This is a genomic window from Bradyrhizobium oligotrophicum, from assembly GCF_051168495.1.
In the GTDB taxonomy this organism is placed as follows: Bacteria; Pseudomonadota; Alphaproteobacteria; order Rhizobiales; family Xanthobacteraceae; genus Bradyrhizobium; species Bradyrhizobium oligotrophicum_A.
In genome coordinates this window covers 21,688-44,229 of record NZ_JBNPVB010000019.1, presented here as the reverse complement: position 1 = coordinate 44,229, position 22,542 = coordinate 21,688, and the positions used below count along the sequence as shown (strand labels likewise).

At 62.8% G+C, this 22,542-nt stretch carries 14 protein-coding genes and 3 pseudogenes; 8 read left to right on the top strand and 9 right to left on the bottom strand.

Annotated features, from left to right (window positions below):
* Positions 1 to 32: 32 nt before the first annotated feature.
* The 4 genes from ACQR1B_RS28620 to ACQR1B_RS28605 form a co-directional block, all read right to left on the bottom strand.
* Positions 33 to 1,799: a recombinase family protein gene (locus ACQR1B_RS28620; RefSeq protein ID WP_434835733.1), complete on the bottom strand. Its 1,767-nt coding sequence runs from the start codon at positions 1,797 to 1,799 to the stop codon at positions 33 to 35.
* A gap of 17 nt (positions 1,800 to 1,816) precedes the next feature.
* A complete protein-coding gene (locus tag ACQR1B_RS28615) occupies positions 1,817 to 2,059 on the bottom strand; it encodes a hypothetical protein (RefSeq protein WP_434835732.1) in 243 nt (80 codons plus the stop codon).
* A 477-nt stretch (positions 2,060 to 2,536) separates the two neighbouring features.
* Positions 2,537 to 3,082, bottom strand: a complete 546-nt coding sequence (locus ACQR1B_RS28610) for a hypothetical protein (protein WP_434835731.1) — start codon at positions 3,080 to 3,082, stop codon at positions 2,537 to 2,539.
* A gap of 506 nt (positions 3,083 to 3,588) precedes the next feature.
* Positions 3,589 to 3,720: a hypothetical protein gene (locus ACQR1B_RS28605; protein WP_434835730.1), complete on the bottom strand. Its 132-nt coding sequence runs from the start codon at positions 3,718 to 3,720 to the stop codon at positions 3,589 to 3,591.
* Between the two features lie 328 nt (positions 3,721 to 4,048).
* Between ACQR1B_RS28605 and ACQR1B_RS28600 the strand changes: the two genes are divergently transcribed.
* Entirely contained in the window at positions 4,049 to 5,677 is a 1,629-nt protein-coding gene (locus ACQR1B_RS28600; RefSeq protein WP_434835729.1) for a GAF domain-containing sensor histidine kinase, read from the top strand.
* A gap of 53 nt (positions 5,678 to 5,730) precedes the next feature.
* Here ACQR1B_RS28600 and ACQR1B_RS28595 read toward each other — a convergent pair whose 3' ends face one another.
* From ACQR1B_RS28595 to traA, 3 genes and pseudogenes are all read right to left on the bottom strand, one after another.
* Complete coding sequence (locus ACQR1B_RS28595) at positions 5,731 to 6,867, bottom strand: hypothetical protein (RefSeq protein WP_434835728.1); 1,137 nt, start codon at positions 6,865 to 6,867, stop codon at positions 5,731 to 5,733.
* 883 nt (positions 6,868 to 7,750) lie between these two features.
* Positions 7,751 to 7,939: pseudogene (locus ACQR1B_RS28590) on the bottom strand (helix-turn-helix transcriptional regulator); the annotation flags it as partial.
* Between the two features lie 118 nt (positions 7,940 to 8,057).
* Positions 8,058 to 11,069 (bottom strand): Ti-type conjugative transfer relaxase TraA, encoded by a 3,012-nt coding sequence (traA, locus tag ACQR1B_RS28585; RefSeq protein ID WP_434835727.1) that lies wholly within the window; start codon positions 11,067 to 11,069, stop codon positions 8,058 to 8,060.
* Positions 11,070 to 11,239: 170 nt separating this feature from the next.
* On the opposite strand from traA, the pseudogene ACQR1B_RS28580 reads away from it, so the two are divergent.
* Positions 11,240 to 11,452, top strand: a pseudogene (locus tag ACQR1B_RS28580) (conjugal transfer protein TraD); the annotation flags it as partial.
* On the opposite strand, the pseudogene ACQR1B_RS28575 reads toward ACQR1B_RS28580, so the two are convergent.
* Together ACQR1B_RS28575 and ACQR1B_RS28570 are read right to left on the bottom strand one after the other, a co-directional pair.
* Positions 11,449 to 11,589 (bottom strand): annotated as a pseudogene (locus ACQR1B_RS28575) (ArdC-like ssDNA-binding domain-containing protein); the annotation flags it as partial. The pseudogenes ACQR1B_RS28580 and ACQR1B_RS28575 overlap by 4 nt on opposite strands.
* A gap of 241 nt (positions 11,590 to 11,830) precedes the next feature.
* On the bottom strand, positions 11,831 to 12,742 hold the full coding sequence (locus ACQR1B_RS28570; protein ID WP_434835726.1) for a WYL domain-containing protein: 912 nt from the start codon (positions 12,740 to 12,742) through the stop codon (positions 11,831 to 11,833).
* A gap of 271 nt (positions 12,743 to 13,013) precedes the next feature.
* On the opposite strand from ACQR1B_RS28570, the gene cas3g reads away from it, so the two are divergent.
* From cas3g to cas2, 6 genes are all read left to right on the top strand, one after another.
* Positions 13,014 to 15,809 carry a type I-G CRISPR-associated helicase/endonuclease Cas3g gene (cas3g, locus tag ACQR1B_RS28565; RefSeq protein ID WP_434835725.1) on the top strand — a complete coding sequence of 932 codons (2,796 nt, stop codon included), beginning with the start codon at positions 13,014 to 13,016 and terminating at the stop codon, positions 15,807 to 15,809.
* The gene (cas8g2, locus tag ACQR1B_RS28560; RefSeq protein WP_434835724.1) at positions 15,809 to 16,747 is read left to right on the top strand and encodes a type I-G CRISPR-associated protein Cas8g2; all 939 of its coding nucleotides are present in this window, start codon (positions 15,809 to 15,811) and stop codon (positions 16,745 to 16,747) included. Before cas3g ends, cas8g2 begins: the two co-directional genes overlap by 1 nt.
* Positions 16,744 to 17,802 carry a type I-G CRISPR-associated RAMP protein Csb1/Cas7g gene (gene cas7g / locus ACQR1B_RS28555; RefSeq protein WP_434835723.1) on the top strand — a complete coding sequence of 353 codons (1,059 nt, stop codon included), beginning with the start codon at positions 16,744 to 16,746 and terminating at the stop codon, positions 17,800 to 17,802. Before cas8g2 ends, cas7g begins: the two co-directional genes overlap by 4 nt.
* Positions 17,803 to 17,810: 8 nt before the next feature.
* Complete coding sequence (gene csb2, locus ACQR1B_RS28550) at positions 17,811 to 20,054, top strand: type I-G CRISPR-associated protein Csb2 (RefSeq protein ID WP_434835722.1); 2,244 nt, start codon at positions 17,811 to 17,813, stop codon at positions 20,052 to 20,054.
* Positions 20,055 to 20,188: 134 nt separating this feature from the next.
* The gene (gene cas4g/cas1g / locus ACQR1B_RS28545) at positions 20,189 to 21,925 is read left to right on the top strand and encodes a CRISPR-associated endonuclease Cas4g/Cas1g (RefSeq protein ID WP_434835721.1); all 1,737 of its coding nucleotides are present in this window, start codon (positions 20,189 to 20,191) and stop codon (positions 21,923 to 21,925) included.
* A 4-nt stretch (positions 21,926 to 21,929) separates the two neighbouring features.
* Entirely contained in the window at positions 21,930 to 22,223 is a 294-nt protein-coding gene (cas2, locus tag ACQR1B_RS28540; protein WP_434835720.1) for a CRISPR-associated endonuclease Cas2, read from the top strand.
* The last annotated feature ends 319 nt before the right edge of the window (positions 22,224 to 22,542 follow it).

Here is a 22,542-nt window from a genome sequence, read left to right as displayed (position 1 = left end):
CGAAGCGCCCGTCGCAAACACGCATGGCGCGCTCACAGGCGGTGCCACTCAAACCGGAGCCGTCGACCGCGCGCATCCATCGAGCGGCGACGTGCGGCCGGGAAAACGGAGCCCAAACGAAAACTCCCGCAGCCTCGAAGGCTACGGGAGTGTCGTTGGTTGCGGGGAGGTGCAGCCACTGCTGGCATAACAAGACTACTTCTTTGATTTTCCTGGGTATTCGAGAATTCAAGGATACCCATCAGCTCGCCACGCAGCTCAGCATGGACCTCGCCACGCTTCTTGCCGGGATTGAGTACGATCTCGCCGATGAGCGAGCGCAGCGCCTCGGCTGCCTCGCGCCCGCCATCCGGATCGGTGAGCGCCTCGGTGAACCGGGCCACGTTCTTGCGATAGACATTGGCGATGTTGGGATGCATGTCGGGAACGTCGGCGGCAGCCTGTGACAGGCGCGCTGTGATCTTCGCCTTCTGCCGTTCAAGTTCATCCATCCGCGCCTTCATCGACGGCTGGTAGAGACCATCCTCGATTGCCGCCATGATGCCGGCAAGCGCCCGCTCGATCTTCTGAAGCGCACGCTGGTCTGTCTCCGCCTGTGCCCGCCGGTCGTGGTTGAGGCGGTTCATCTCCTCGGCATAGGCACGCACCGCTTCTGCGACCGCCTCGGAGGATACGAGGCGATCCTTCAGTCCCGCCAGCACCCGCGCCTCGATCTTGTCGCGCATGACGGTGCGGTTGTTGCCACAAGTGCCGCGACGATGGTGATTGAGGCAGCCGTAGCGGTTCGGCGTCAGGATGCCGATCCTGCCGCCGCAGCATCCACAGGTGAGAAGACCGGAAAGGAGGGAGACGGGCCGGTTAGCGAGGTGCAGCCGCTTGGCCCTGCCCTCCCGCGTATTGGCCGGGTTGGGGCCAAAGAGGGCCGAGATTTGCTGCTGCCGCGACCGCGCGGCCTGCCACAGTTCATCTTCCACTATCCTGAGATGCGGCACCTCGGTCCTGATCCACTGGCTTTCCGGGTTCGGCCGTGACACGCGCTTGCCGGTCGCCGGATCCTTGACGAAACGCTGCCTATTCCAGACCAGGACGCCAGCATAGAGTTCGTTGTTGAGAATGCCGGTACCGCGCGAGACGTGGCCTCGGATGCTGGTGTCGCCCCAGGCTCTGCCGAGCGGGCCGGGAATGCCGTCCTTGTTCAGTTCGACCGCGATGGCCTTCGGGCTCTTGCCGGCGGCAAAGTCGCGGAAAATGCGCCGGATGATCCTGGCCTCCTCCACGATGATTTCGCGATCGCCCCGGATCGGCTCACCGTTGGCGTTGAGCTTCTTCACGACGTTGTAGCCGTAGCAGAGGCCGCCGCCGGCTTTGCCCTTCTCCACCCGGCCGCGCAAACCGCGATGGGTCTTCAGGGCAAGATCCTTGAGGAACAGGGCATTCATAGTGCCCTTGAGGCCAACGTGAAGCTCGCTGATCTCGCCTTCGGCGAGGGTCACTATGGAGACGCCCGCGAAGCGCAGATGCTTGAACAGCGTGGCGACATCCGCCTGGTCACGAGAGATACGGTCCAGCGCTTCGCCGAGCACGACATCGAACAGGCCTCGCTGCGCATCCTGCAACAACAACTGGATGCCGGGCCGCAGGATCATGCTCGCGCCCGAAATGGCGGCGTCGTGATAGGTGCTCGTGACCTTCCATTGCTCACGCTTGGCGTGCTGTCGGCAAAGCCGAAACTGATCCTCGATCGAGTTTTCGCTCTGGTTGTCGGACGAGTAGCGGGCGTAAAGCACAACGCGGGGCATGACGGACTCCGTTCTGTCTAATCCTTGCCGGCCTCGTCCTCGGCATCGTTCGTGGCTTGAGGCCTGTTATCATTGGCGGCGCTGAGCGCCGCAAACTGTTTCCGTGCAATCCGGCGTCCGATCAGCCGGGCAATGGTCAACGTCACCTGCTCCAACTGTCGCCGCGTCTTATGATCCGCCTTGCTCGTTCCACCCTCCGGACCCTGATTGTCGTTGGCCGGTCTGACGTCGTCCAGCTCCAGTTCTGTGTCATCTGCCATGCAGTCGCTCGCCCGATTGGTGAAGTCAAACGACCATCAAGCGGCGACGAATTCAGGAACAGAAGACCAAAAATCCTGCCATCGTACGAGAGCGCGCAGATACTTGCGAACGGCCGTTTTGGCGTAGATTTCGAACGCATCACAGCCTGCAAAGCCTTCTGCACTGCCTTTGGGGCGCGATCGGTCGCGAGAAGATAAATGCGTGTCGGCCCTTCCGGCTGTCGCGACCTTGCTCCGAATAGTATAGCGTGTTGAGCGCAGAGTCCGAAGCGTCCCGCGAACTCTTGCTGCGTCATGTCCAGGCGTACCCGGATAGCCTTTACGTCGATCTTTGTTCTTGGGCCTTTTGCGGAGCTGAGATGTGGCACGATGGTCGTAGGTCAGAGATATCCGTTCCCCAGCTTTCGTCTGGCGGTGCCTTAGCGGTTCGACCAGGCCTTCGTGTCCACATCCCGCTCGTAGGAAGGCGCGCAATCGTTATCGAGGATCAACACCACGATTCGGAATAGCGAGACCAACGGCCGCGCAAATCGCGCGTTCAGTTGAGAGCAGTAGCAACCGGTAGCCATCCTCGTCGTAAAGAGGGTACTGGCGAGCTTCGTAACACTCGCGCACATACTTTAACGCCGCGGCCGCTCCTTTGAGGCTTCCCGGCACGATACTGGCGAGCTCACGCGAGGCCTTCATCTCAGCCCGGCCGAGTGCGCCTTCAGCCTCGCAGAGGCCACTTAACTTGGCCTCCAGCTCGGCCCGCCTGTTGCAGGGCGCACGGCGCAGCTCGCGCTCGGCAGCATCCTGCTCGGCGAGCAGGCGCCCCAGTTCCTCAAAGGCTCGTCGGTGGCCCTCGATGGCATCAAGGACCGGGTCGGGAGCGGTCGAAACGCCAACGCTTTCAGCGCGCGAGGGCGTGATGACCCCGGCCAGGATGGCGGCGCTGCCAGTGACGAACTGCCGGCGCTGAACGGCAGGGCCGGCAGGAAAGATTAAACGACTCGTGGTATAGGCAGAATCAGCCTGAGACATGGGTAGCTCCATGTTGAGGGTTAGGCTCGTGCAGGTGTTCCTAGCACCTGTGCGGGCCGCTTGCCTGGCCTGTAGCGGCCAGTGCCGCGAATCGAATCACGGTCGATTCGTTACGTCAATGGATATCCGGTTTTCACTCACGGCCAGGCCGTGTACCCATAAACCCTGCTGCGTGATGCGACTAAAGCAATGTCTGCTTTGTCCCTTTCTCGCATCCCATTTCAAGAAGCAGAGATTCCTTGAGGGCGGTTAAGGCGAGCACACGGCTCTCATGCTCTTTACCACGACTACCATCAGCTCGCCGCTAAAAGGCAATGATTGTCTCAGGGCCGGAATCGTTTGATCCAGCTATATCCAGGGCCGTGCGTGCCCAGTTCGCCAATGCCCCTCTCAGATCTTCTTCGCAGGCGCGTGTGATCGATCCGCCAACGGTGCATGAATGCCGCGGCCGGCAATTGCCGTGCAAGCTCGGAAGAGGCGCCCCGGTCGTCGGAATCGATACAGGGTCAGTGGAAAGTGATCGAGACAGTGCCGAAGAAGTTCTCCTGCCGTGGCTGCGCTTCGGCGGCTGAGATCGGCACCGCGCCCGACGATGCCAAGAGCCAGATGAACTTGCCCCAGTCCAGGTACTTGGCCACTGTGACGAGGATGCTTTCACACCTTGACGTGTGCCCCTTTTTCGTGGGTCTACATTTCAGTAGTTGTGGGCTTCCCACTGCAATCTCTGAGTGATAGATTAGCCGTATGCTAGACGGGGAAAAAATGTGCCATTCTTATTTTCGGCCGTTGCTCTCCATGCTTTCTGCACCAATGCCTCAGCCCTAACGTGACGAGAATAGTTTAGAATCGATTTCGAGATCGCGTTCTGGCTTGTGCAATCCGACACAGGGCCACCATCCCGAAGGCACAACCAAAGCAACTCAGACAAGATCAACGACCGCGATATATTGCGATTTGGCTTCGAGAATGCGCGCTAACCCTCCATACGATATTCCTGACATTCCGGCCGCCGATCTACTTGCCGGTTGGCTTGACTACTTGATGCACATCAATGTCTGCGAAGGATATAGCTTCATGCTTGTGCCTTTGCATGGTGAAACGCCCGATCAGTCGTTCTCTCGGTCGCGCTTTCGTAGGCCTGTCTCCGAAACGGTGCGTGCGGAATGCCTTCGATCTTTGGATTCATATCAAGCTCAGACCAACCGGCCACCGATTCTGCGCTCCAAGGTTGCTGAGTACACAATATTGACCTGCTCGCTTGCCGTCGGGCGCAACGTACATGCCGGTATACTCTCTCTAATTTCCATGAAAGGCATCACCTTCCGAGACTTTAATCTCCTATTTGACGCAGTCGAATCTTTGGTTTGGTGTAAAGGCGAATTAGCTGCACTCGCGCAATACCGAAAAGTTCTGTTCACAAATAGCGAGAGATTTGATTCTCTGGATAGTCTGATCGGCGGCGCTATTCAAAATTCGATAAATCCGGCCGAGACTCGTGTCTTCGCCTTTCACCCATCACGCCCCCAATATGGCGTCGTTTTTTCAACAAAAGGAGCCGACCTGTCAGCTCCGCTGGGGATCGACCCAGTGAGCGAATGCTTTCGATCCTGCAAATCAATTACTGTCAATTCGATTGCAGATTTTGCGCCTCGCGCTCGCCCCATGGCAACGATATTGTCTGCTGATGAATATGGCTCCTGCATTTTTGTCCCCATCTTTCACGGAACGGATTGCTATCGGGTTATAGGGTGCTACTTCGCAGAAAATAATGCAATTTCTGAAGTGGTTGAAGAGATAGTTACCACGATTGCTCGCCTATCAAGCCTTCACTATGGGCACTTAAGCTTGGCTAGCCAAAGGCGAGAAGCTAGGAGACTCTATAATCTGACGAAGCGATCTCTCCTCGTCGCCGACACGATGCATGACGCGGTGGAGGACCTTGTAACGGCGCGAGCTCAACTGGGGATGATAGCACCACGCAGTGGGACAGAACGGCTAGCGCTTTCGACAGCGATGGGCAGTTTGAAGAGCGTAATAGATGCTGCACGTGACCTTCATTGGTTCTTCAATACCAACTCAATTGAAACGGATGCCATAAAAAGTCGGGCAGCCCGAGAGAGGCTGAACGAAATAAACTTGCGTGATTTGGTGGAGACCGTTCGTCTGAAGTATGAGCGCGAGATGAATTATCAAAAAATCATTTTTAGAAACAAATGCGATAGTTCATTTCAGTTGATCGCGATCCGACGCAGTATATTCCGGGCAATTGATAACGCCGTAAGAAATTCCATGCAACACCTTGGGAGAAAGACCCACGTGCGAAGAGAGATCGCCGTCGGTCACCACGTCATCGGCACAACATCCCGCCTACCTTACGAATATGTCGAAATCTTTGTAGAGGACAATGGGCCTGGCGTTGCTCCCGAGCATATCGAACGGGTAAGCGACCCATTTTTCTCTCTTGGAGGCGGAATGGGTTTGGGGCTGTCAATCATCCAGGCAGCCTGCGAGGCTCACGGTGGCAAGCTCGAGGTGTCCAGCGTTTGGGGAATGAGCTTTACGCTGAAAATGTACATCCCCTACCCGACGCATTAGAGTTCGGCTAAGCGCATGCTCGATCATTGTCGCCCGTCCTCCGATTTGTTTTTTTACCGAGACAACGCGACGGTGAATTTCCATATCTTCTCATCAAGATACATCGTGGGTTCGCTTCCGGTCAGCTTCAACTCAAGCATCTTGATTAGGTCATCGTTTGACAGCAACAAGATTAATTTGCGGGCCTCGCGAAAAACACCCTGAGCTGCATTTTTGCACCCGTCGTCTGGACCTTTCCGAGATATCAGAAAGCAAACCATCCGCAGCGCACCAGAAAGAAGGTATCGTTCGGTTGAATAAATTTGATCGGCCGTAATCGGACATGAATAATTCTTGCACTCGAACAGAATGGACCTTGTGTGGAAATCCGTCCGGAGTCCATCCCAAAAGGAGTCCCCGGGTTTAATACGGCAAATGAAGTCGTATCTATGGGCTCCATCCGTTGTTCTGGACTGTGTTTCGAATCCATAGAGGCTCGGGCTGAATAGATAGCTGACCGCCTCCAGACATATCGCCTCATACTCACCGCTAGTCAGGCCTCCGTGCTCAGAATGTAAGCGCAACCGTTCCGCAAGGCGAGTGCCCGTCTGATCTACCGAGCTTTCTTCGACCATTTTATTCGACACGGTCGCGGTCCCAAGTAGCTTGGTAAGAGTGCGGAACTGCCTCGCTTTTTCTTGTACAGTCGCAACTACTCTGTCGCTGGCCGATATTTGAGGCTGCTCAATCGCCTCTAGGTGCTGGACATTCCCTTGGTTCAAATCCTCGAGGAAGCGCCTGGTTGCGGGGATGTCGTCCGTAAATGGCAAGTCTATTTTATCTAATAATCCAAGACGCATCTGATCTTCAAATGGCAACTCCTGAAATTTCTCAAGTACACCCGGTAGATAAAAGTAGGAAGAGCAGACGAACAACGGAGTTGATTTGGTTTTTTCAATAATATTGGGCAGCTGGCTCATTGAGGATTCCTGGTCCAGCATCAAATCAAGCAATATTACATCGAACTTGTTGTCTTCTAGTTTGCGCAATCCATCTGACAGAGACGGCGAGACGTCAACACTGGTTCCCAGCTCCCTAAATCTTTCGACCCACGGAGCGAAACGATCTATTTGATCATCGATCCAGAGCATGCGGCTGGGCGATTTCGCTGGGGCGGGAGGATCCTCTTTGTCTCGCGCGTTCACAACCATCGTCTCCCATCGGAAAAAGTCAATGCGTCAAGAACATTCAGTGGCCCGATACTCAACCCGAGACTGTCCTGTTGTCACTATTGGTAATTGACCCATCAGCGCAACATATTCCCGTCCACCTACGATTCAGTGGCGGCTCGTCAATTGTTCAAAAAGCGAGCGAATGACAATGCGAGTTTCTCCGGTAGTTCAGTATGCTGTTGGAGCAACGTGAGAGTGTCTCGGTGAGATCGTCAGCAATCTGTTTCCAAGCATCGGAATCATCGATGTTTGTGTCCTCGCGCTATTTAGGTGAACAACGAACATCGCAATGCGGGCGCCTATTTTAGTGGTCAATTTGTTGATGTTTTCGGGGAAGAAGAGAAGAGTTTCGCGTATGCCTGTATCGGCCGCACCAAGCTGCCGATGGTCCGATTTCTTTCAAGTCGTTCGCATGCACAACATGCCCAATGAGGTCGCGCAGCGAGGAGTAGATGGCGTAGCGCCGCTCAAACAAGTCGAATTTGAGTTTGCCGAAAGCAATGTCGCGCTGTGAGCCTGTGATTTGCCTTTGTGCCTTAGAAAAATGTAAGCAATCGTGCCAGCAGTGCCCGAGCCGATTATCACGGCAACTGGTGCGGCGAAGTCTTTAACAAGCGCGTAGACCAATGAGCATTCCATGGCCAGGGATAATACCACAAAAAAGAGCCGCAGAAATGGTGCTCTTAGGGCCATTGTGCAGTGCGACGTAGCAACGTCCCTTTTGTAGTGCCAGTCCGCCCAAGTCCGCTTAGATGAAGGTTTGCGGATGCCGGCCCCATGACGGTGGCGCCGCGCACGCCGGGGCCGGCGTCCGCAAACCTCCCGGAGCGGACATCGCCCGTGCAGGCGACGGACAGCATGTCGGACGCCACGCCGCGGGATCGGCGATCCATCGGTTGATGTCGGATTCCCGCCAGCCTGCGCCGTTGACGCTGATCCTGAGTTGGGCTGGGAATGTGCCTTCGCCGATCTTGCGGTAGATGGTGGATCGGGACAGGCCGGTACGGGCAAGAACGGTTTTTAGGCGGACGATCCGATCTGGTTCGCGCATGGCTGCGCTGCCTCCCGCTGACTGCTCCTGATCTACACAGAGCAAGCAGTTGCGCGCGCGAAAGAGCGTTTTTCACAGCGTCGTGCTGTGGCGTAGAGACGGCGGCAAATAGACCGGGTCAACGTTCGAGGCCTCTATCTCTTCCAAAGCCGATGCCGTGAGCGAGGGCCAATTGCTGGCCGAGCCGGCCACCTGATTCGAAGGCGATGCCGAGGTCTTTCCTGCGGCTGGCGAGGACGGACTCCAGTTGTGGATCGCGTTCGAGGCCTTTGGCCATGTCGCCCATCGCCGCGCGCGTCGCCCTATAGCCGGACCTGTCGCCGGCCTGGTACTGGCGCTGGCTGGTGTGGTCGAGCTTCTGCCAGCACTCCACGAAGCGGTCGGCGCGGCGGCTCGGATCGATGCGCAGTTCGGTCTCGAGCTGGAGCGCGCGGATGGCGCGGTTGAGGCGTCCGCCGGCGGCCTCCCGGGCCAGCTCGGGTTTCTTCTTGTAGGCGGCCTCAGCGTCGTGGGAGCCATAGGGACGCACCTTTTCGAAAGCCTGGCGGGCGGTCTGCAACTCTTTGACCTGTTCGGGGCTCGATCTGCCGCTCGTCTCCCGCGCCGCGAAGATCGCATCCACGGCGCGAGCATGCCGCACCAGCGCCCGGGTCCGCACGCGACGGGCTTCCGCTTCGGGATCTTGCGCCACGGTCCTTGCCGGCACTTCGGCTTCGCGCCGGTTGGCTGCCGTGCCGATGTTTTCTCTTTCGGGTGATCCCCGCTCGGGCCGTCGTCCGCCATCCCGGTCGGGCACCTCTCCAGGAACGCTAAGGCCGTCGAGCATGTTGCGCAGCTTCTCCGGTACGAGATTGCGCACGATCTCGGCCATGCGCTCGCGGAACGTGATCCCGCGCCGCTCGGCGTAGCTCTGGACGGGATCAGCGCGCTCGTAGTCCGACGCCATGTCCTTGGCGCGATCGCGTGACAACGTCCGGGTGAGCCGATCGGCGTTGGCAAAATCGTCGCGGCCATAATGCAGGTCCACGCCGTCGCGATGCCTCGACAGGGCGACGTAGCTGCTGTGGGCATCCATGCCAGGCGTCGCCAGCACGTGGACCTGGTCGACCGTCATGCCCTGCGCCTTGTGGATCGTCGCGGCATAGCCATGGTCGATCCGGTTGTAATCCTTGAACTCGAAGCGCACGGACCGGAGATCGTCGGTCTGCACAGTCATGGATTGCTCGCTGACCAGCTCAATGGTCCCAAGCGTGCCGTTCTTCACGCCAAGGCCGCGCTCATTTTGCAGGAAAATGACACGGTCTCCGCTGGCAAAGGATCTGGCGCCGCGCTCGACCGTGACACGCACCTCGTCACCGAGATCACCGGCGGCTCGCATGCGCCCCCGCGCCGCCTCGTTCAGCGCCCGTACCTCATCATTGGTATGGGTGAGAATGATCCGGCTGCGATCCGGTGATGCCTGCCGGTCGCGATCCCAGCGCTCGATCAGATCGCTGCGCGCCTGCTCGCGGGTCTCGGCCTCATGCACCATGCCGCGGGAGCGGTAGGCCTCGAGCGCATGGCCCACATTGCGGGTCGCCAGATCGCGCGTGGCGCCGCGCTGCCAGTCTTCCCGCTGACGGCGCACGTCACCGATCTCCGCCCCGCCGTGACGCTCATGGATCGAGCGGAAGGCAGCACCCGCTTCGATGGCCTGCAGCTGTTGCGGATCGCCGACCAGCACCACCTTTGCGCCGGCCTCGGCTGCATGCGACAGCACGCGCTCGAGCTGGCGGGTGCCGACCATTCCCGCCTCGTCGATGACCAGCACATCGCGCGAATTGAGCAGATCACGCCCCTGTTCCCAGCCATGCTCCAAGCTGGCGATCGTGCGCGACACAATGCCCGATCCGCTTTCGAGGTTCTCCGCCGCAATGCCGGACAGCGCCACGCCACGGACCTCAAAGCCGGCCGCTTCCCATGCCTCCCGCGCCACCCCCAGCATCGCGCTCTTTCCCGTCCCGGCATGACCAACAACGACGCCGAGATCGCGTCCATCCGTGACATGCGCCAGTGCCTCGGCCTGCTCGGAAGAAAGCACGAGGCCGCGCGCTTCCGCCAGCGCCAAAGCAGCTTGGCGGTCGGCGTCACGCACCCCATGGCGCTCTCGGTCCGCCATCCGTTCAGCAGCCCGGTGCAGGCGCTGTTCCGCCTCGATCATTCCGCGGGTGGTGAACCGATCCTCGCCGCGGGCGTCCTCGCCAACTTCGACCAGATCGGGCGCTCTCTGCATGGCGCCCACCACCTGGTTGAACTGGTCGAGCCCGTCACTATGCCGGTGCGCGAACTTTGCCAGGTCGCGGCGGGTGAAGGTCGATTGCTGTTGGGTGATGGCGTCCAACCCCAGGGTTGGATCGGCGATGATCCGCGCGCCATTGTTCCGCGCGATCTCCCGGTGCATCTCGGCACGGTCGACCTCAGTCCCTTCGCCCGCAACGCCCCGAACCTCGATGCGCTTGGCGGGTGCGCCGATCTGGCTTTGCGGCTCCAGCGCGATGCCTTGAGCTTCCAGGCTGCGATGATCGATCCGCGCGTCGATGTCGAGCTCGGCCAGCCGCTCGTTGGCGAGCTCGGCCCAGCGTTCACGCCAGCGCTCGACCAGCTCGGTGCGGTTCCAGTCCCGTGCCTTTGGGCCAAAGCCGCTCTCGTCGACCGAGCGCATCGTCAGCATGACATGGGCGTGCGGCTTGGGCATGCCGTCCTCGGCCTTGTCCCAATGCACATTGAGATCGGCGATCATGCCGAGACCGACGAACTCGCCCTGAACGAAGTCGCGGGCCAGCTCGATGCCCTGCGCCTCGCTCAGCTCGCGCGGAAGGGCAAATTCGACCTCGCGTGCCAGTTGGGCATCTTTCCGGACCTCGGACGCTTCGACATCATTCCAGAGCCGCTCGCGGTCGCTCCAGGCCTCCGGCGCATTCTCCGGCAGCATCACCTCGGAATGGACGACGCCGCGCTTGGCCGAAAAATCCTGCTCACGGCCGAGCCGCTCGTCGCGCAGCCGCGAAGCCGAGCGATAGGCGGCCGATGCCACCGCACTGCTCCCGGCCCTTCGGCCAATGACCTTGACGTGAAGATGATAGATCGCCATCGCGATCCAATCACTGGCACAGCGAAGCGCACGTCGGAACGACGTATAAGCGCGCCCTCCCTCGAAAAATTCTCGGGAGGGACTATCCCGTCTCAGCTCGTCCTGATGACCTTAAAGCATTGTGCGGGGTGCCAAGCTATCATTCTCCATTGCCGCTCATGGAGACGACGATGCGCAAACCAAGGGACTTTTATGCGGACCTGAAGGTAAGCGAGGACAAGGCTCGCGGGCTGAAAACCCGCAAGGTGCGCCAGCTGGGAGAATTGGTCATTGCAACCGGAGCTGACACGCTCTCCGCTGAAGAACTGGCGGGCGCGCTCATTGTGCTGGCCGAAACAAAAGAGGCCGGAAAGAGGGAGGCATGGGCTAGGCGCGGGGCCGCTCTCGCCGCTTGCGTCCCCCATGGCTGAACCCACGGCACCCGGCCGCCCTCCAGCTCGCCGATGATCTTGCTCGTGATCTCCTCATAGAGACTTGCCCGGCCCTCACCAGTGCGCGCTCCAACTCTCCGTCCCTGCATCGCGGATCTCCGCGACGGCGCGGAGGAACTCTCTCGACGCTTTCAACCCGTCACGGCCAACCCGGCCTGCACTCGTCCTCCATTATCGCGCGCCCCGTCAGAGATAGGACCAAGGGCCGTCGTCTATCATCAACCGCCTGCCAGCTGACTCTTCGGAGGCCACCAGATCTCAACTCGAGAAATTCAGCGTAGGTTGAACTGCGCGTCATTAGATCGACTCGACATCCAGCCCATTCGCCCGTCAGATATTGGATTGAGACGGCCGCGCAGCAGCTAAGACTTTATCGACATCGATTCGATTCAAAAGAACGATATGCTGCTCGTTGGGGGGACGAGCGTCGAGCGCTACGTCGAGACCGAGACGCTTGAGCGCGTAGAACAACAGCGCGCGGCGCACCTTGATTGTCGTCGACCCACCTCGGATCTCGTAGTCGATCGCAATGGCCTGAGTCTGCGCTGGCGTGAGACGTGGATGGGGAGCAATCACGAGGTCGACGAAAGCATGCCAATCGGCATCCTCTCGCGAGCTGGAGACGGCGCCGCCCGCCAGCTTCGGCTTTTTGATGCGTCCCAGAACGAAGTCGCGGAAGCCGCCGCTCTGACGATCGAATGCGCGAACATGCCAACGGAATCCATCATACGCGAAGGCGTGCGGTTCGACCGTGCGGCGGATGGGCTCGGGCCGGCTCATCGACTGATAGAACAAGTCGACGGCCAGGTTCATGCGTACTGAACGCAACATGGTCCGCAATACAGACGTATCGATCTTGCGATGCGGTACAGGCGTCGCATCGAATGGCGGTGATGCGCCGCCAAGCACAGTGTCGTCGAGCGCAACGATGCCACGTTCGGCCAGACGCAATTCGCCGAGCAGACGGTTCGGGTCCGGGGTTGCGAACACCGGCCGGAAGTCGTCCTCGGCGACATATCGTTTGGCCGATCTGTCGTAGACGACGCCCCGCGGCCCCAAAGCCAAATAGCGCGCAATGTCTGCCGACGCCTGCCCCAGCGAGACGCCGAACTGACGCACCAGATCGGTGCGGTTGGCCTCACCGAGCCAGAACAGCCGCTCCTCGATGAAGGCCAGCCGCCGCTCGACCGACCAGCGAAACTCCGAGGCGCTGCTACCTGGACTTGACTTCTTCGGCCGCATTCGACTAGTTTTATGAACCATCTGGTTTCATGATCCATCACGTTCATTGAGCAATTGAATTCATAGCAGATTCGACGGTCTCTGCACCCGATTAGCGGACATGGGGCAAAGTCCCTGCCACGGACGCGACCAGGGTCGACCGTCGCCAACGATCATCCCCGGGGATGAGGCACGACATGACGGGTGAAGCTCGGCAAGGCCTGACCAGCGCATCAGACGTGACGCACCCAGCTGATCGGCCTCCTCTCTCGTCGTCCCGCAGGTGTCATTCATGACTGAGCAGCCTTCGAGTCTGACGGCGAGATTCAACAGCGCCTTCGCCACGTTGCAAGGCAGCAGCAGGGCGCCGTTTCCGTGGCAGCAGCGGCTATTCGGTGAACTGGCCGCAGGACGGATTCCGTCCGCCCTCGATCTGCCGACCGGCCTCGGCAAGACCTCCGTCATCGCGATCTGGCTGATCGCACGCGCGCTGGCCGATGCGGCCAGCCGCCGCAAGCTGCCGCGCCGGCTGGTCTATGTCGTCGATCGCCGCGCGGTGGTGGATCAGGCCACTGCAGAGGCCGATCGTTTCAGGACCGTGCTCGATGCGCCCGGCGAGCCGGCAGCCGCATTGAAAGCGGCGCTGGGACTTGGGGCCGCGTCGCTGCCGATCTCCACGCTGCGCGGCCAGCATGCCGACAACCGCGAATGGCTGGCCGATCCGACGGTGCCGGCCATCGTCGTCGGCACAGTCGATATGATCGGATCGCGGCTGTTGTTCTCAGGCTATGGCGTGTCGCGCCGGATGCGGCCGTTCCATGCCGGCCTGCTCGGCGCCGACACCCTGCTGGTGCTCGACGAGGCGCATCTCGCTCCTCCGTTCGAGGCGCTGTTGAAGGCCATTGCGCAGGATCAACGCAGCTACGGACCGCGGCCGGATGGCGAAGCGGATGCCGACATCCCGCCGTTCCGGCTGCTGTCGCTGTCGGCCACCAGCCGCGCCCCGAGCGGCGGCCGCGGCGCGACGAGCGGCGATGATCCCCCCGCCGACACGTTCCGGCTCGATGAGGATGACCGGCATCATCCGATCGTCGCCAGGCGGCTGGGGGCGGCGAAGGCGCTGACGATCCACGATGCGTTCGACGGCAAGGCAACGCTCGTCGATGAGCTGGCCGAACGCGCCTGGGCCTTGGGGCGCACGCCCGCGCGCGTGCTTGTGTACTGCGACAGCCGCGACGATGCGGAGGCGACCCGGAAGCGGATCGAGAAGCTCGCCAAGTCCAGCCGGATCGCGACCGAGCTGCTGGTCGGCCAGCGGCGCGTGCACGAGCGCGAAGGGCTTCAGCACTGGCTCGAGCAGCACGGCTTCACGGGAGGTTCGGGCGACAGCCAGCCACCGGAGGCTCCGACCTTTCTCGTCGCCACCGCGGCCGGCGAGGTCGGGATCGATCTCGACGCCGATCACATCGTCTGCGATCTCGTCGCCTGGGAGCGGATGGTGCAGCGGCTCGGCCGCGTCAACCGGCGCGGCGGCAAGTCGGCCCGGATCGAGGTGGTGGCGTTGCCGAGGAAGTCGGCTGCGAAGGCGGCAGAGCCCTGGCCCGACCGGCTGACGCGGTTGCGCGCGCCGTTCGAGCTTTTGCCGCGGCTGGACGACGGCAGCAGCGACGCCAGCCCCGGCGCGATCAGAACCCTTCCCAGCGCGGCAGAGCGGCTGGACGCCGCTCAGACCAAACCGCCGTTGCGGCCTGCCCTCACCCGCGCTTTGGTCGATGCGTGGTCAATGACCTCGCTGGAGCAGCATGCCGGGCGGCCGGAGATCCAGCCTTGGCTGCGCGGCTGGGAGGATGAGGAGGACACGCAATGCGTCATCGTCTGGCGCCGACATCTGCCGGTGCGCAAATCGGGAGAGCACGTCGTTGCCGTCGACGATAGCGAGATCAACGCGTTCTTCGAGGCCGCTCCGCCGCAGCTCAGCGAGATGCTGGAGGCGGATACCCGCCCGCGGGTTGCAAACTGGCTGTTCGAACGCATCGCGGCCGTGCGAGCCGCCATCGACAAGCAGGAAACGGCCGGCAAGCCCGCCTTGCTCGGCAAGGACGAGGCGGTGCTGTTCGTGCTGGACGCGAAGGATGAGCTCGTCGACGGCGGCGTGTGGACGCTGCGCGACCTCGCGCGACTCGACGGCAGGGACAAGGAGCGGTTCGTCGCGCGCCTGCCCGGCCGGACGCTGGTCCTCAGCAGCCAGCTCGGCGGCTTGACGAAACAGGGCATGCTGGCAGCCGATGCCGACGAGCCGCCGGCCACCCTGGATTCCGACGAGGCATGGACGCCGCGTCCATTCCGCGTCCGCGAAGCTCAAGATAACAGGACAGCCGGCAAGTCATCCGGCGAGCCCAGCTGGAAACGTGCTTCACGGTTTGCATCGGAGATCGGCGCCGATGAGGAGCCCAAGCGCTGGCTCATCGTCGAGGAAAGCCGGGCAGAATCCGAAGCCGAGGATTCGCGAGCCGTCTCGATCCGGGCGCAGACCTTGAGCGATCATCAGCAGGCCGTGAGGACGATCGCCCACGCCTTCGCGCAAAAGCTCGGCCTGCCGCAGGCCCATGCCGAAATGATCGCGCTTGCCGCGGTGCTGCATGACGAGGGCAAGGACGTCTGGCGCTGGCAGCGCGCGTTCAATGCGCCGCGCGGCGTGGCCTATGCCAAGACCGAAGGACCGGTGTTGCTGAAGCTGCTCGACGGCTATCGCCATGAAGTCGGCTCCCTGATCAGGATCGACAGTAACGACGATGTCAAAAGGCTGCCGGATGGCCTGCGTGACCTGCTGCTGCATCTCGTCGCTGCACACCACGGCCAGGCGCGGCCGCTGATCTCGACCAAAAATTGCGAAGGCGCCGGCCCCGATCTCGATGCCCTGGCCCTGGAGGCCGCCTTGCGTTTCGAGCGGCTGCAGCGTCGCTGGGGCCCGTGGGGACTGGCCTGGTGGGAGGCGCTGCTGCGTGCCGCCGATCAGAAGGCCTCGCGGGAGAACGACGCAAGCCGCGAGGTCGAGCACGGCCAAGAACGAACAGCGAGAAGCGCGTGATGGCCGAGCAGGCAATTCCCGTCGACCTCCACAATCCCGGCCAGGTTTTCGCCTGCATGGGCCTGCTCGAAGCCGCCGACATCCTGCTCGGCAATGCCGCCGGCGGGTTCGATTGGTCCGATCCCGCCCGCATCGTTTTTCGCCTTCGGGCCGATGGCGAGGTCAGCCCGGTCGAAGCCGTGCTGGAATTCCTGGCCGAGGTCGAGCCGAAGCGCCGGGTGCCCAGGGACTATGTCGACGAGACATCCGAGAGCAACGATGCCAGTGCAGAGGATGCTGCGGACGGCGAGGCCGATGTCACGGCCGACGACGCCTCCGACACGTTTCCGGCTGCCAAGGGCGACCGGATGTCATTGCCGATCCGCCTGGGTGGCGGCAATCGCCCGGTCGTCGACTTGAGCCACTGGGCCGACGGCTCGGATCGGAACAGCTTCAAGCTCTATGCCGGCAACCGATCGGCAGAGAGCATCGCTCGCGCCATGCTACTCGGCGTTCGCGAAAAGCCGAAGAAGAAGCAGACCATCGGCGACATCAGGACCAAGGGAATTCGCGAGCTCTGGGAGGAGCGCAAGGACGATCTCATTGCGCGCCCGTTCGACGTCGTGACGCCCATGGGAGGCAGCTTCAACTTCGATCCGCGCGGCGCGTGGACGGCGATCGATGCCGGCTATTCCCTGAACGACCAGGGTCATCAGGTCGAAGCCTCGCCGGTGGTCGAATTCCTTGCGGCCTGGGGCCTCGAGCATGCGCGCCCCGACGAATACGACACGCGCAAGGTCCGCTATGCGGCCTGGGGCGTTCCGCTCACGCCGATGCTCGCACGTGCCGCCTTGTGCGCTTCGCTCGGCACAATACCACACCGGATATTTGTCTTCAGCCTCGACATGTCCGGCAAGAACAAGGTTGTCACCTTCGCAGAACGGGAGATGAGCGTATGACCGGGCTTCTCGGCTTGACGGAAAGCGAACTCGACAAATGGGCGGATGATCCGCAAGGTCCGGTGGCGCTGCACATGAAGCAGACGCTGGTCCCGGTGGAAGGCGAAGGCGCCGTGATCTTTCCGCCGACCTACGCGGATATCGGCTACAACATCGACGAGCTCTCGGACGGCACCAGGGTTGCGACGATCGACAGCGTCGGCAGCCAGGCCAACCGGATGGAGCCGATCTTCAAGCATGAGCCCTGGTCGGCGCTGGTGCCGCAGATCGAGATCGAATACGGCAACGACAAGATCCTCTCCATCCTGGACGCCGGCCATCGTCTCGGCGACGCCGTGATCCGTTCGACCGAATTGCAGGAGCCGGCGCAGGCTGCATTCCGGTTGCTGCTCGACAACAACGACGCCTCGGCGATTGCGAAGCTGGCACCGACATCGCTGGTGTTCGGCGTATGGGATTCCCGTGACACGCAGGCCAAGCTGCCACGCATCGTGCAATCGGTCGTGCGCGCCTGGGACGTGACGCCGCTCAGGCGGTCCGCACAATACAACCCGGCGCTCGACTATGCGGCCTTGGAGGTGTTCTCGGAGGAGGACAAGCAGAAGGCCGAAGGCAAGGCCGAGAGTCCGCTCGCGCAGCGCGGCTTCGTTCACGTCCCCGCCACCGGCGTCGTCGGCGGCGTGGTCGCACGCGGGCCCATCGTGCGCGATGTCACGCTCAATCTGGTGGCGCTGCGGCGGCTCGGCGGCGACAAGGGTGAGCTGCTGCGCCGCTATATTCTCGGTCTCTCGCTCGCTGCCGCGATCGAGCCGATGGATGCATTCCTCCGGCAGGGCTGCCTGCTGGTTCCCGACATCGACAAGCCAGCACATTGGGTGCTGGTCGGGCGTCGCGGCGAGCGGACCGCCGTCGCCCTGGAGGAAGGCCTCGTCCTGGCCTATGCGCGATCGAGAACCGAGGCCTTCGGTCGCGGACCCAGCAAGCGGATCGCCTTCGACGCCAAACGAGCCAAGGACGATGCACGCAAAGCCGACAAGAAAGCCAAGGCAAGTTGAGGCCGGTCATGCCGCACGCGCTGCTCCTGTCCGTCCGCTTCCACGACGACCGCTATCACGGGCGGCCCGAATGGCCGCCCTCCCCGGCCCGGCTGTTTCAGGCGCTGGTGGCCGGCGTGGCGTCGGGCCGGCACCTGTCCGCCGAGGACCGCGCCGCGCTGGTCTGGCTGGAGCAGCTGACGGCGCCGGTGATCGCCGCGCCGGTCAAGCGCGACGGCCGCGGCTTCACCAACTACGTGCCCAACAACGATCTCGACGCCGTCGGCGGCGATCCACGCCGGATCTCCGAAATCCGAGCCGGCAAGCTGGTCAGGCCGTTGCTGTTCAATTCCGCAGTCGACCTCGTCTACGCGTGGCCGTTCGACGATGACAGGTCGCACGCGCAGCGGCTGTGCGCGCTGGCCGAGCGGCTGTACCAGCTCGGACGCGGTGTCGACATGGCCTGGGCCTGGGGCGAGATCGTCGCGGCCGACGAGGTCGAGACGCGTCTCGCGCAGCGCGGCCGCGCAATCTATCGCCCCGGCGCTGGTGAAGGCGGCATCGTGCTGGCATCGCCGCAATCCGGATCGCTGGCGAGCCTGGAGCGCCGCTTCGTCGAACTGGGCGGCCGCTTCAGGAGCATCAAGGGCGGACGGCAGCAGATCTACTCGCAGGCGAGCAGGCCGCACTTCGTCCCCGTGACCTATGCCAGCCCGCCGCAACATCTGCTGTTCGAGCTGCGTGAATTGACCGACGAGCAAAGGCTGGGAGTCTGGCCGCTGACCCGGGCCGTCGCGCTGGTCGAGCATCTGCGCGATCAGGCGGCCGCGCGGCTCAAGCAGCGGCGCACCACGAACGAGGGCCTCGTCGATCGCATCCTCATCGGACGCGATGCGACCCAGGCCGACAAGGCTGCGCGCATCCGCATCGTCCCACTGCCATCGATCGGCTCGCGCCACGTCGTTCCTGCAATCCGCCGCATCCTGATCGAGCTGCCGCCGAACTGCCCGTTTTCCGCTGTCGAGATCGCGGACGTGTTCTCCGGCGCGCTCGTCGCGGAGCACGTCGATCCCGAGACCGGCGAAGTCATCGAGACGCGGCTGCTGCCGGCCGAGGAACGCGCCATGCTGCGCCACTACGGCGTCGATGCAGATGACGACACCAGCTACCGGGTCTGGCGCAGCGTCACCCCCGTAGCGCTGCCCGAGGGCGCGGCCCGCCGACGCATCGATCCGCATCGGCTGGCGCAGGAGCTTGCCGCGGCGCGCGAAAATCCCGACGCCAGGCAGAAGGAAGCCAAGTCCGGAACCGAACGCCACAACGAGCAGAACCGCGCAGCCGCTGCATTGGTGCAGTCGCTGCGCCATGCCGGCCTGTCGCAGCCGCCGGAGACGTTGCGCCTGCAGCGCGAGCCGTTCGCCGCCCGCGGCGCCCGTGTCGAGGAGTTCGCGGCGGGAACACGCTTCGCCGAGGAGCGCCTGTGGCATGTCGAGCTGACCTTCTCCGAACCGCTCGCGGGCCCACTGGTGATCGGCGACGGTCGCTATCTCGGGCTCGGGCTGATGGCGCCGGAGCGCGAGGCGTTGCGCGATGTCGCCATGTATGCGCTGCCCACGGACGCAAGGATTGCCTGCGCCGATGGCCCGGCACTGACCCATGCTGCGAGGCGTGCGCTGATGGCGCTGGCGCGCGACGTCGATGACAAGGTCCCGCCGCTGTTCTCCGGCCATGGCGAGGATGGCGGCCGCGCCGCCTCTGGCCAGCACCACCACATCTTCATCGCCGCCGACGATACCGACGGCGACGGCTTCGTCGACCGGCTGATCGTCGCAGCGCCCTGGGCCTGCGATCTCTCGACCAGGCCCGGCCGCGGCGAGCGCGAGCGTTTCGACGCGACCATGTCGAAGCTGGAGACCTTGCGCGCCGGCCGGCTCGGCGTGATCGCGCTGGCGGGGCCGAACGCACCTGCCGAGCATGACACGATCATCGGGCCGGCGCAGCTGTGGGAAAGCCGCACGCTCTATCTCGCGACACGCCACGCCGGCCGGCGCAAGGACGCCACGGCCGCCTTGATCGGCGACCTCACCGCCGAATGCGCGCGCCGCAGCCTGCCGCAGCCGGCCGAGATCGAGATCGTCTGCTCCAATGGCCTGCCGAACGGCGGCGGCCTCGCAGCCCATGCCCGCCTGCGCTTTGCCACGGCGATCCGCGGCCCCATCATGCTCGGCCGCAACAGCCACCAGGGCGGCGGATTGTTCGCCGCAAGGGAGTAGCCGAATCGAAGCCCGTTCGCTGGTCATCGCGTCGATGGCCACCACGATCGGAAGATACCAGCCGCTCGCATGAGCGGTCCCGATCGCCCAGACCCGAGAAGCGCTCAGAACGTAGTCTTGCGGAGGTGCCTCGTATGTCGTCCACTCCGATTGAGCCAGCCCCCCTTCCCGCCGCCCAGCTCGCCTTCGAGCTTGCCGCGCCGCCGGCCACCGCTGAGACGCCGCTGGTGCCGGTGCGGATGGTCAACGAATTCGTCTATTGTCCGCGGCTCGCCTTTCTGGAATGGGTGGATGGCGAGTGGGCGGATTCCGGCGATACGGAAGAAGGACGGCGCGCCCATGTGCGCGTCGATGCCGGCGGCGGGAAGATGCCCGCGCCTGATGCCGTCGACACCCGACCCGACTTCGCCGCGCGCTCGGTGACGCTCGCCTCGGACCGGCTCGGCATCATCGGAAAGATGGATCTGATCGAAGGCGAGGACGGCACGGTCACGCCTGTCGACACCAAGAAGGGCAAGCGACCGCACGTCGCCGAGGGCGCCTATGAGCCCGAGCGCGTGCAGGTCTGCGCCCAGGCGCTCATTCTCGAAGATGCCGGCTACAAGGTGCGCGAGGGCGCGATCTGGTATGGCGGCTCGCGCGAGCGGGTGCGCATCGTGCTCGACGAGGCCCTGCGGGTGCGCACGCGCGCCGCGATCGCCGATCTACGGCTCGCGGCGGCCGCCGGTCGCATGCCGCCGCCGCTCGTCGACAGCCCGAAATGCACGCGCTGCTCGCTGGCGGGCATCTGCCTGCCGGACGAGGTGACGTTCTTCCGGCGCGGGCTCGCGCCTCGCCCACTCAATCCATCCGGCGACACGGCGCTGCCGCTGTATGTGCAGGAACCCGGTGCCCGAATCGGCAAATCCGGCGAGCTGCTGGTGATTGAGACCGAGGCGGGCAAGACCGAGGTCTCGCTCGGCGACATCTCCGAGTTGGTGCTGCACGGGCCGGTCTCGCTCACCACGCCTGCCCTCGGCGCATTGTTGCGAGACGAAATCCCGGTGACCTACGCCTCGTCCGGCGGCTGGGTGATGGGTCACACCGTGTCCACCGGCCATCGCAACGTCGCCGTGCGCATCGCCCAGTATCGCGCCGGCTTCGACGAGCGCCGCTGCCTCGCCTTTGCCCGCAGCCTCGTCGTCGCCAAGATCCGCAACAGCCGCGTTTTCCTGCGCCGCAACTTCAAGGCCGGAGACGAGGCCGAACGGGACGCCGCAATGGACGCGATGTCGCGGCTCGCCGACCGCGCCGCCCACGCCCCGACCGAGCCGGAGCTGCTCGGCATCGAGGGAGAGGCGGCGGCGCGCTATTTCCGGATGTTCGCGAGCATGTTCGGCGACAGCGCACGCGATTTCCCTGCCTTCTCCTTCGACAAGCGGACGCGCCGGCCGCCGGCCGATCCGGTCAATGCCATGCTGTCATTCGGCTACGCACTGCTCACGCGGACATGGCTGACGACCCTATCGGCGGTCGGCTTCGACCCATATCTCGGCTTCTACCACAAGCCGCGCTTCGGCCGGCCCGCGCTCGCACTCGACATGATGGAGCCGTTTCGCCCCATCCTGGCTGATTCAACGGTGATCCAGGTTGTCAACAACGGCGAGGTCAAGGCCGACGGCTTCGTTGCGGCAGGGCCGGCGGTCAACCTCAAGCCGCACGCGAAGCGTGCCTTCATCGCTGCCTACGAACGCCGGCTCGACCAGGAGGTCACCCATCCGGTGTTCGGCTATCGCGTCTCGATGCGGCGCCTGCTCGAGGTGCAGGCCCGGCTGCTGGTGCGCCATCTCGATGGTGAGATCGCCGACTATCCGCATTATCTGGTGAGGTGAGAGCATGATCGAGGAGCGGCTCTACATCGTCACCTACGACATCTCCGACGAGAAGCGCTGGCGTCGCGTGTTCAAGCTGATGCACGGCTACGGGCGTTGGCTGCAACTGTCCGTCTTCCAATGCCGGCTCACGGCCCGTCGTCGCGCAGAGCTGTCACGCCGGCTCGAAGAGATCATCCACGGCCGCGACGATCACATCCTCATCCTCGATCTCGGGCCAGCCGACCGCGTCGACCCTCGGGTCGAGAGCCTCGGCAAGACCTTTGAGACCGTGAAGCGCACCGCCATCGTGATTTGACTCCTTCTTGACCTCATACGGCGAGACGTCTTCTGGGAAGATCGACCACCGCAATCCCGTCTGCAGAGACCTGCCGTTGGATCGAAAGTTGAGCCAGGCTCGCTCTCCAGATCGGCAGCAACAGGTAATGCAATCGTCGGGGATGGCCTCCAGGCGCCGAGTGCAGTAAAGTAGACCGCGGCGGACTGTCGTTGCCGAGCAGCCCGCGAGCGCTGACATTCCCACTTTCGCAGCCGAAGCGCTCGCATTCGAAAATACTGTTTGATTCCAGACTGTTGTTTGACATTGTGAATCCTATGATGACGGTGTACGAACACGC

What these genes read in the sequence shown, in the direction of transcription:
- ACQR1B_RS28620 (WP_434835733.1), bottom strand. Translation starts at nt 1,799, where the DNA reads ATGCCCCGCGTTGTGCTTTACGCCCGCTACTCGTCCGACAACCAGAGC.
- ACQR1B_RS28615 (WP_434835732.1), bottom strand. Translation starts at nt 2,059, where the DNA reads ATGGCAGATGACACAGAACTGGAGCTGGACGACGTCAGACCGGCCAAC.
- ACQR1B_RS28610 (WP_434835731.1), bottom strand. Translation starts at nt 3,082, where the DNA reads ATGTCTCAGGCTGATTCTGCCTATACCACGAGTCGTTTAATCTTTCCT.
- ACQR1B_RS28600 (WP_434835729.1), top strand. Translation starts at nt 4,049, where the DNA reads ATGCGCGCTAACCCTCCATACGATATTCCTGACATTCCGGCCGCCGAT.
- ACQR1B_RS28595 (WP_434835728.1), bottom strand. Translation starts at nt 6,867, where the DNA reads ATGGTTGTGAACGCGCGAGACAAAGAGGATCCTCCCGCCCCAGCGAAA.
- traA (WP_434835727.1), bottom strand. Translation starts at nt 11,069, where the DNA reads ATGGCGATCTATCATCTTCACGTCAAGGTCATTGGCCGAAGGGCCGGG.
- ACQR1B_RS28570 (WP_434835726.1), bottom strand. Translation starts at nt 12,742, where the DNA reads ATGCGGCCGAAGAAGTCAAGTCCAGGTAGCAGCGCCTCGGAGTTTCGC.
- cas3g (WP_434835725.1), top strand. Translation starts at nt 13,014, where the DNA reads ATGACTGAGCAGCCTTCGAGTCTGACGGCGAGATTCAACAGCGCCTTC.
- cas8g2 (WP_434835724.1), top strand. Translation starts at nt 15,809, where the DNA reads ATGGCCGAGCAGGCAATTCCCGTCGACCTCCACAATCCCGGCCAGGTT.
- cas7g (WP_434835723.1), top strand. Translation starts at nt 16,744, where the DNA reads ATGACCGGGCTTCTCGGCTTGACGGAAAGCGAACTCGACAAATGGGCG.
- csb2 (WP_434835722.1), top strand. Translation starts at nt 17,811, where the DNA reads ATGCCGCACGCGCTGCTCCTGTCCGTCCGCTTCCACGACGACCGCTAT.
- cas4g/cas1g (WP_434835721.1), top strand. Translation starts at nt 20,189, where the DNA reads ATGTCGTCCACTCCGATTGAGCCAGCCCCCCTTCCCGCCGCCCAGCTC.
- cas2 (WP_434835720.1), top strand. Translation starts at nt 21,930, where the DNA reads ATGATCGAGGAGCGGCTCTACATCGTCACCTACGACATCTCCGACGAG.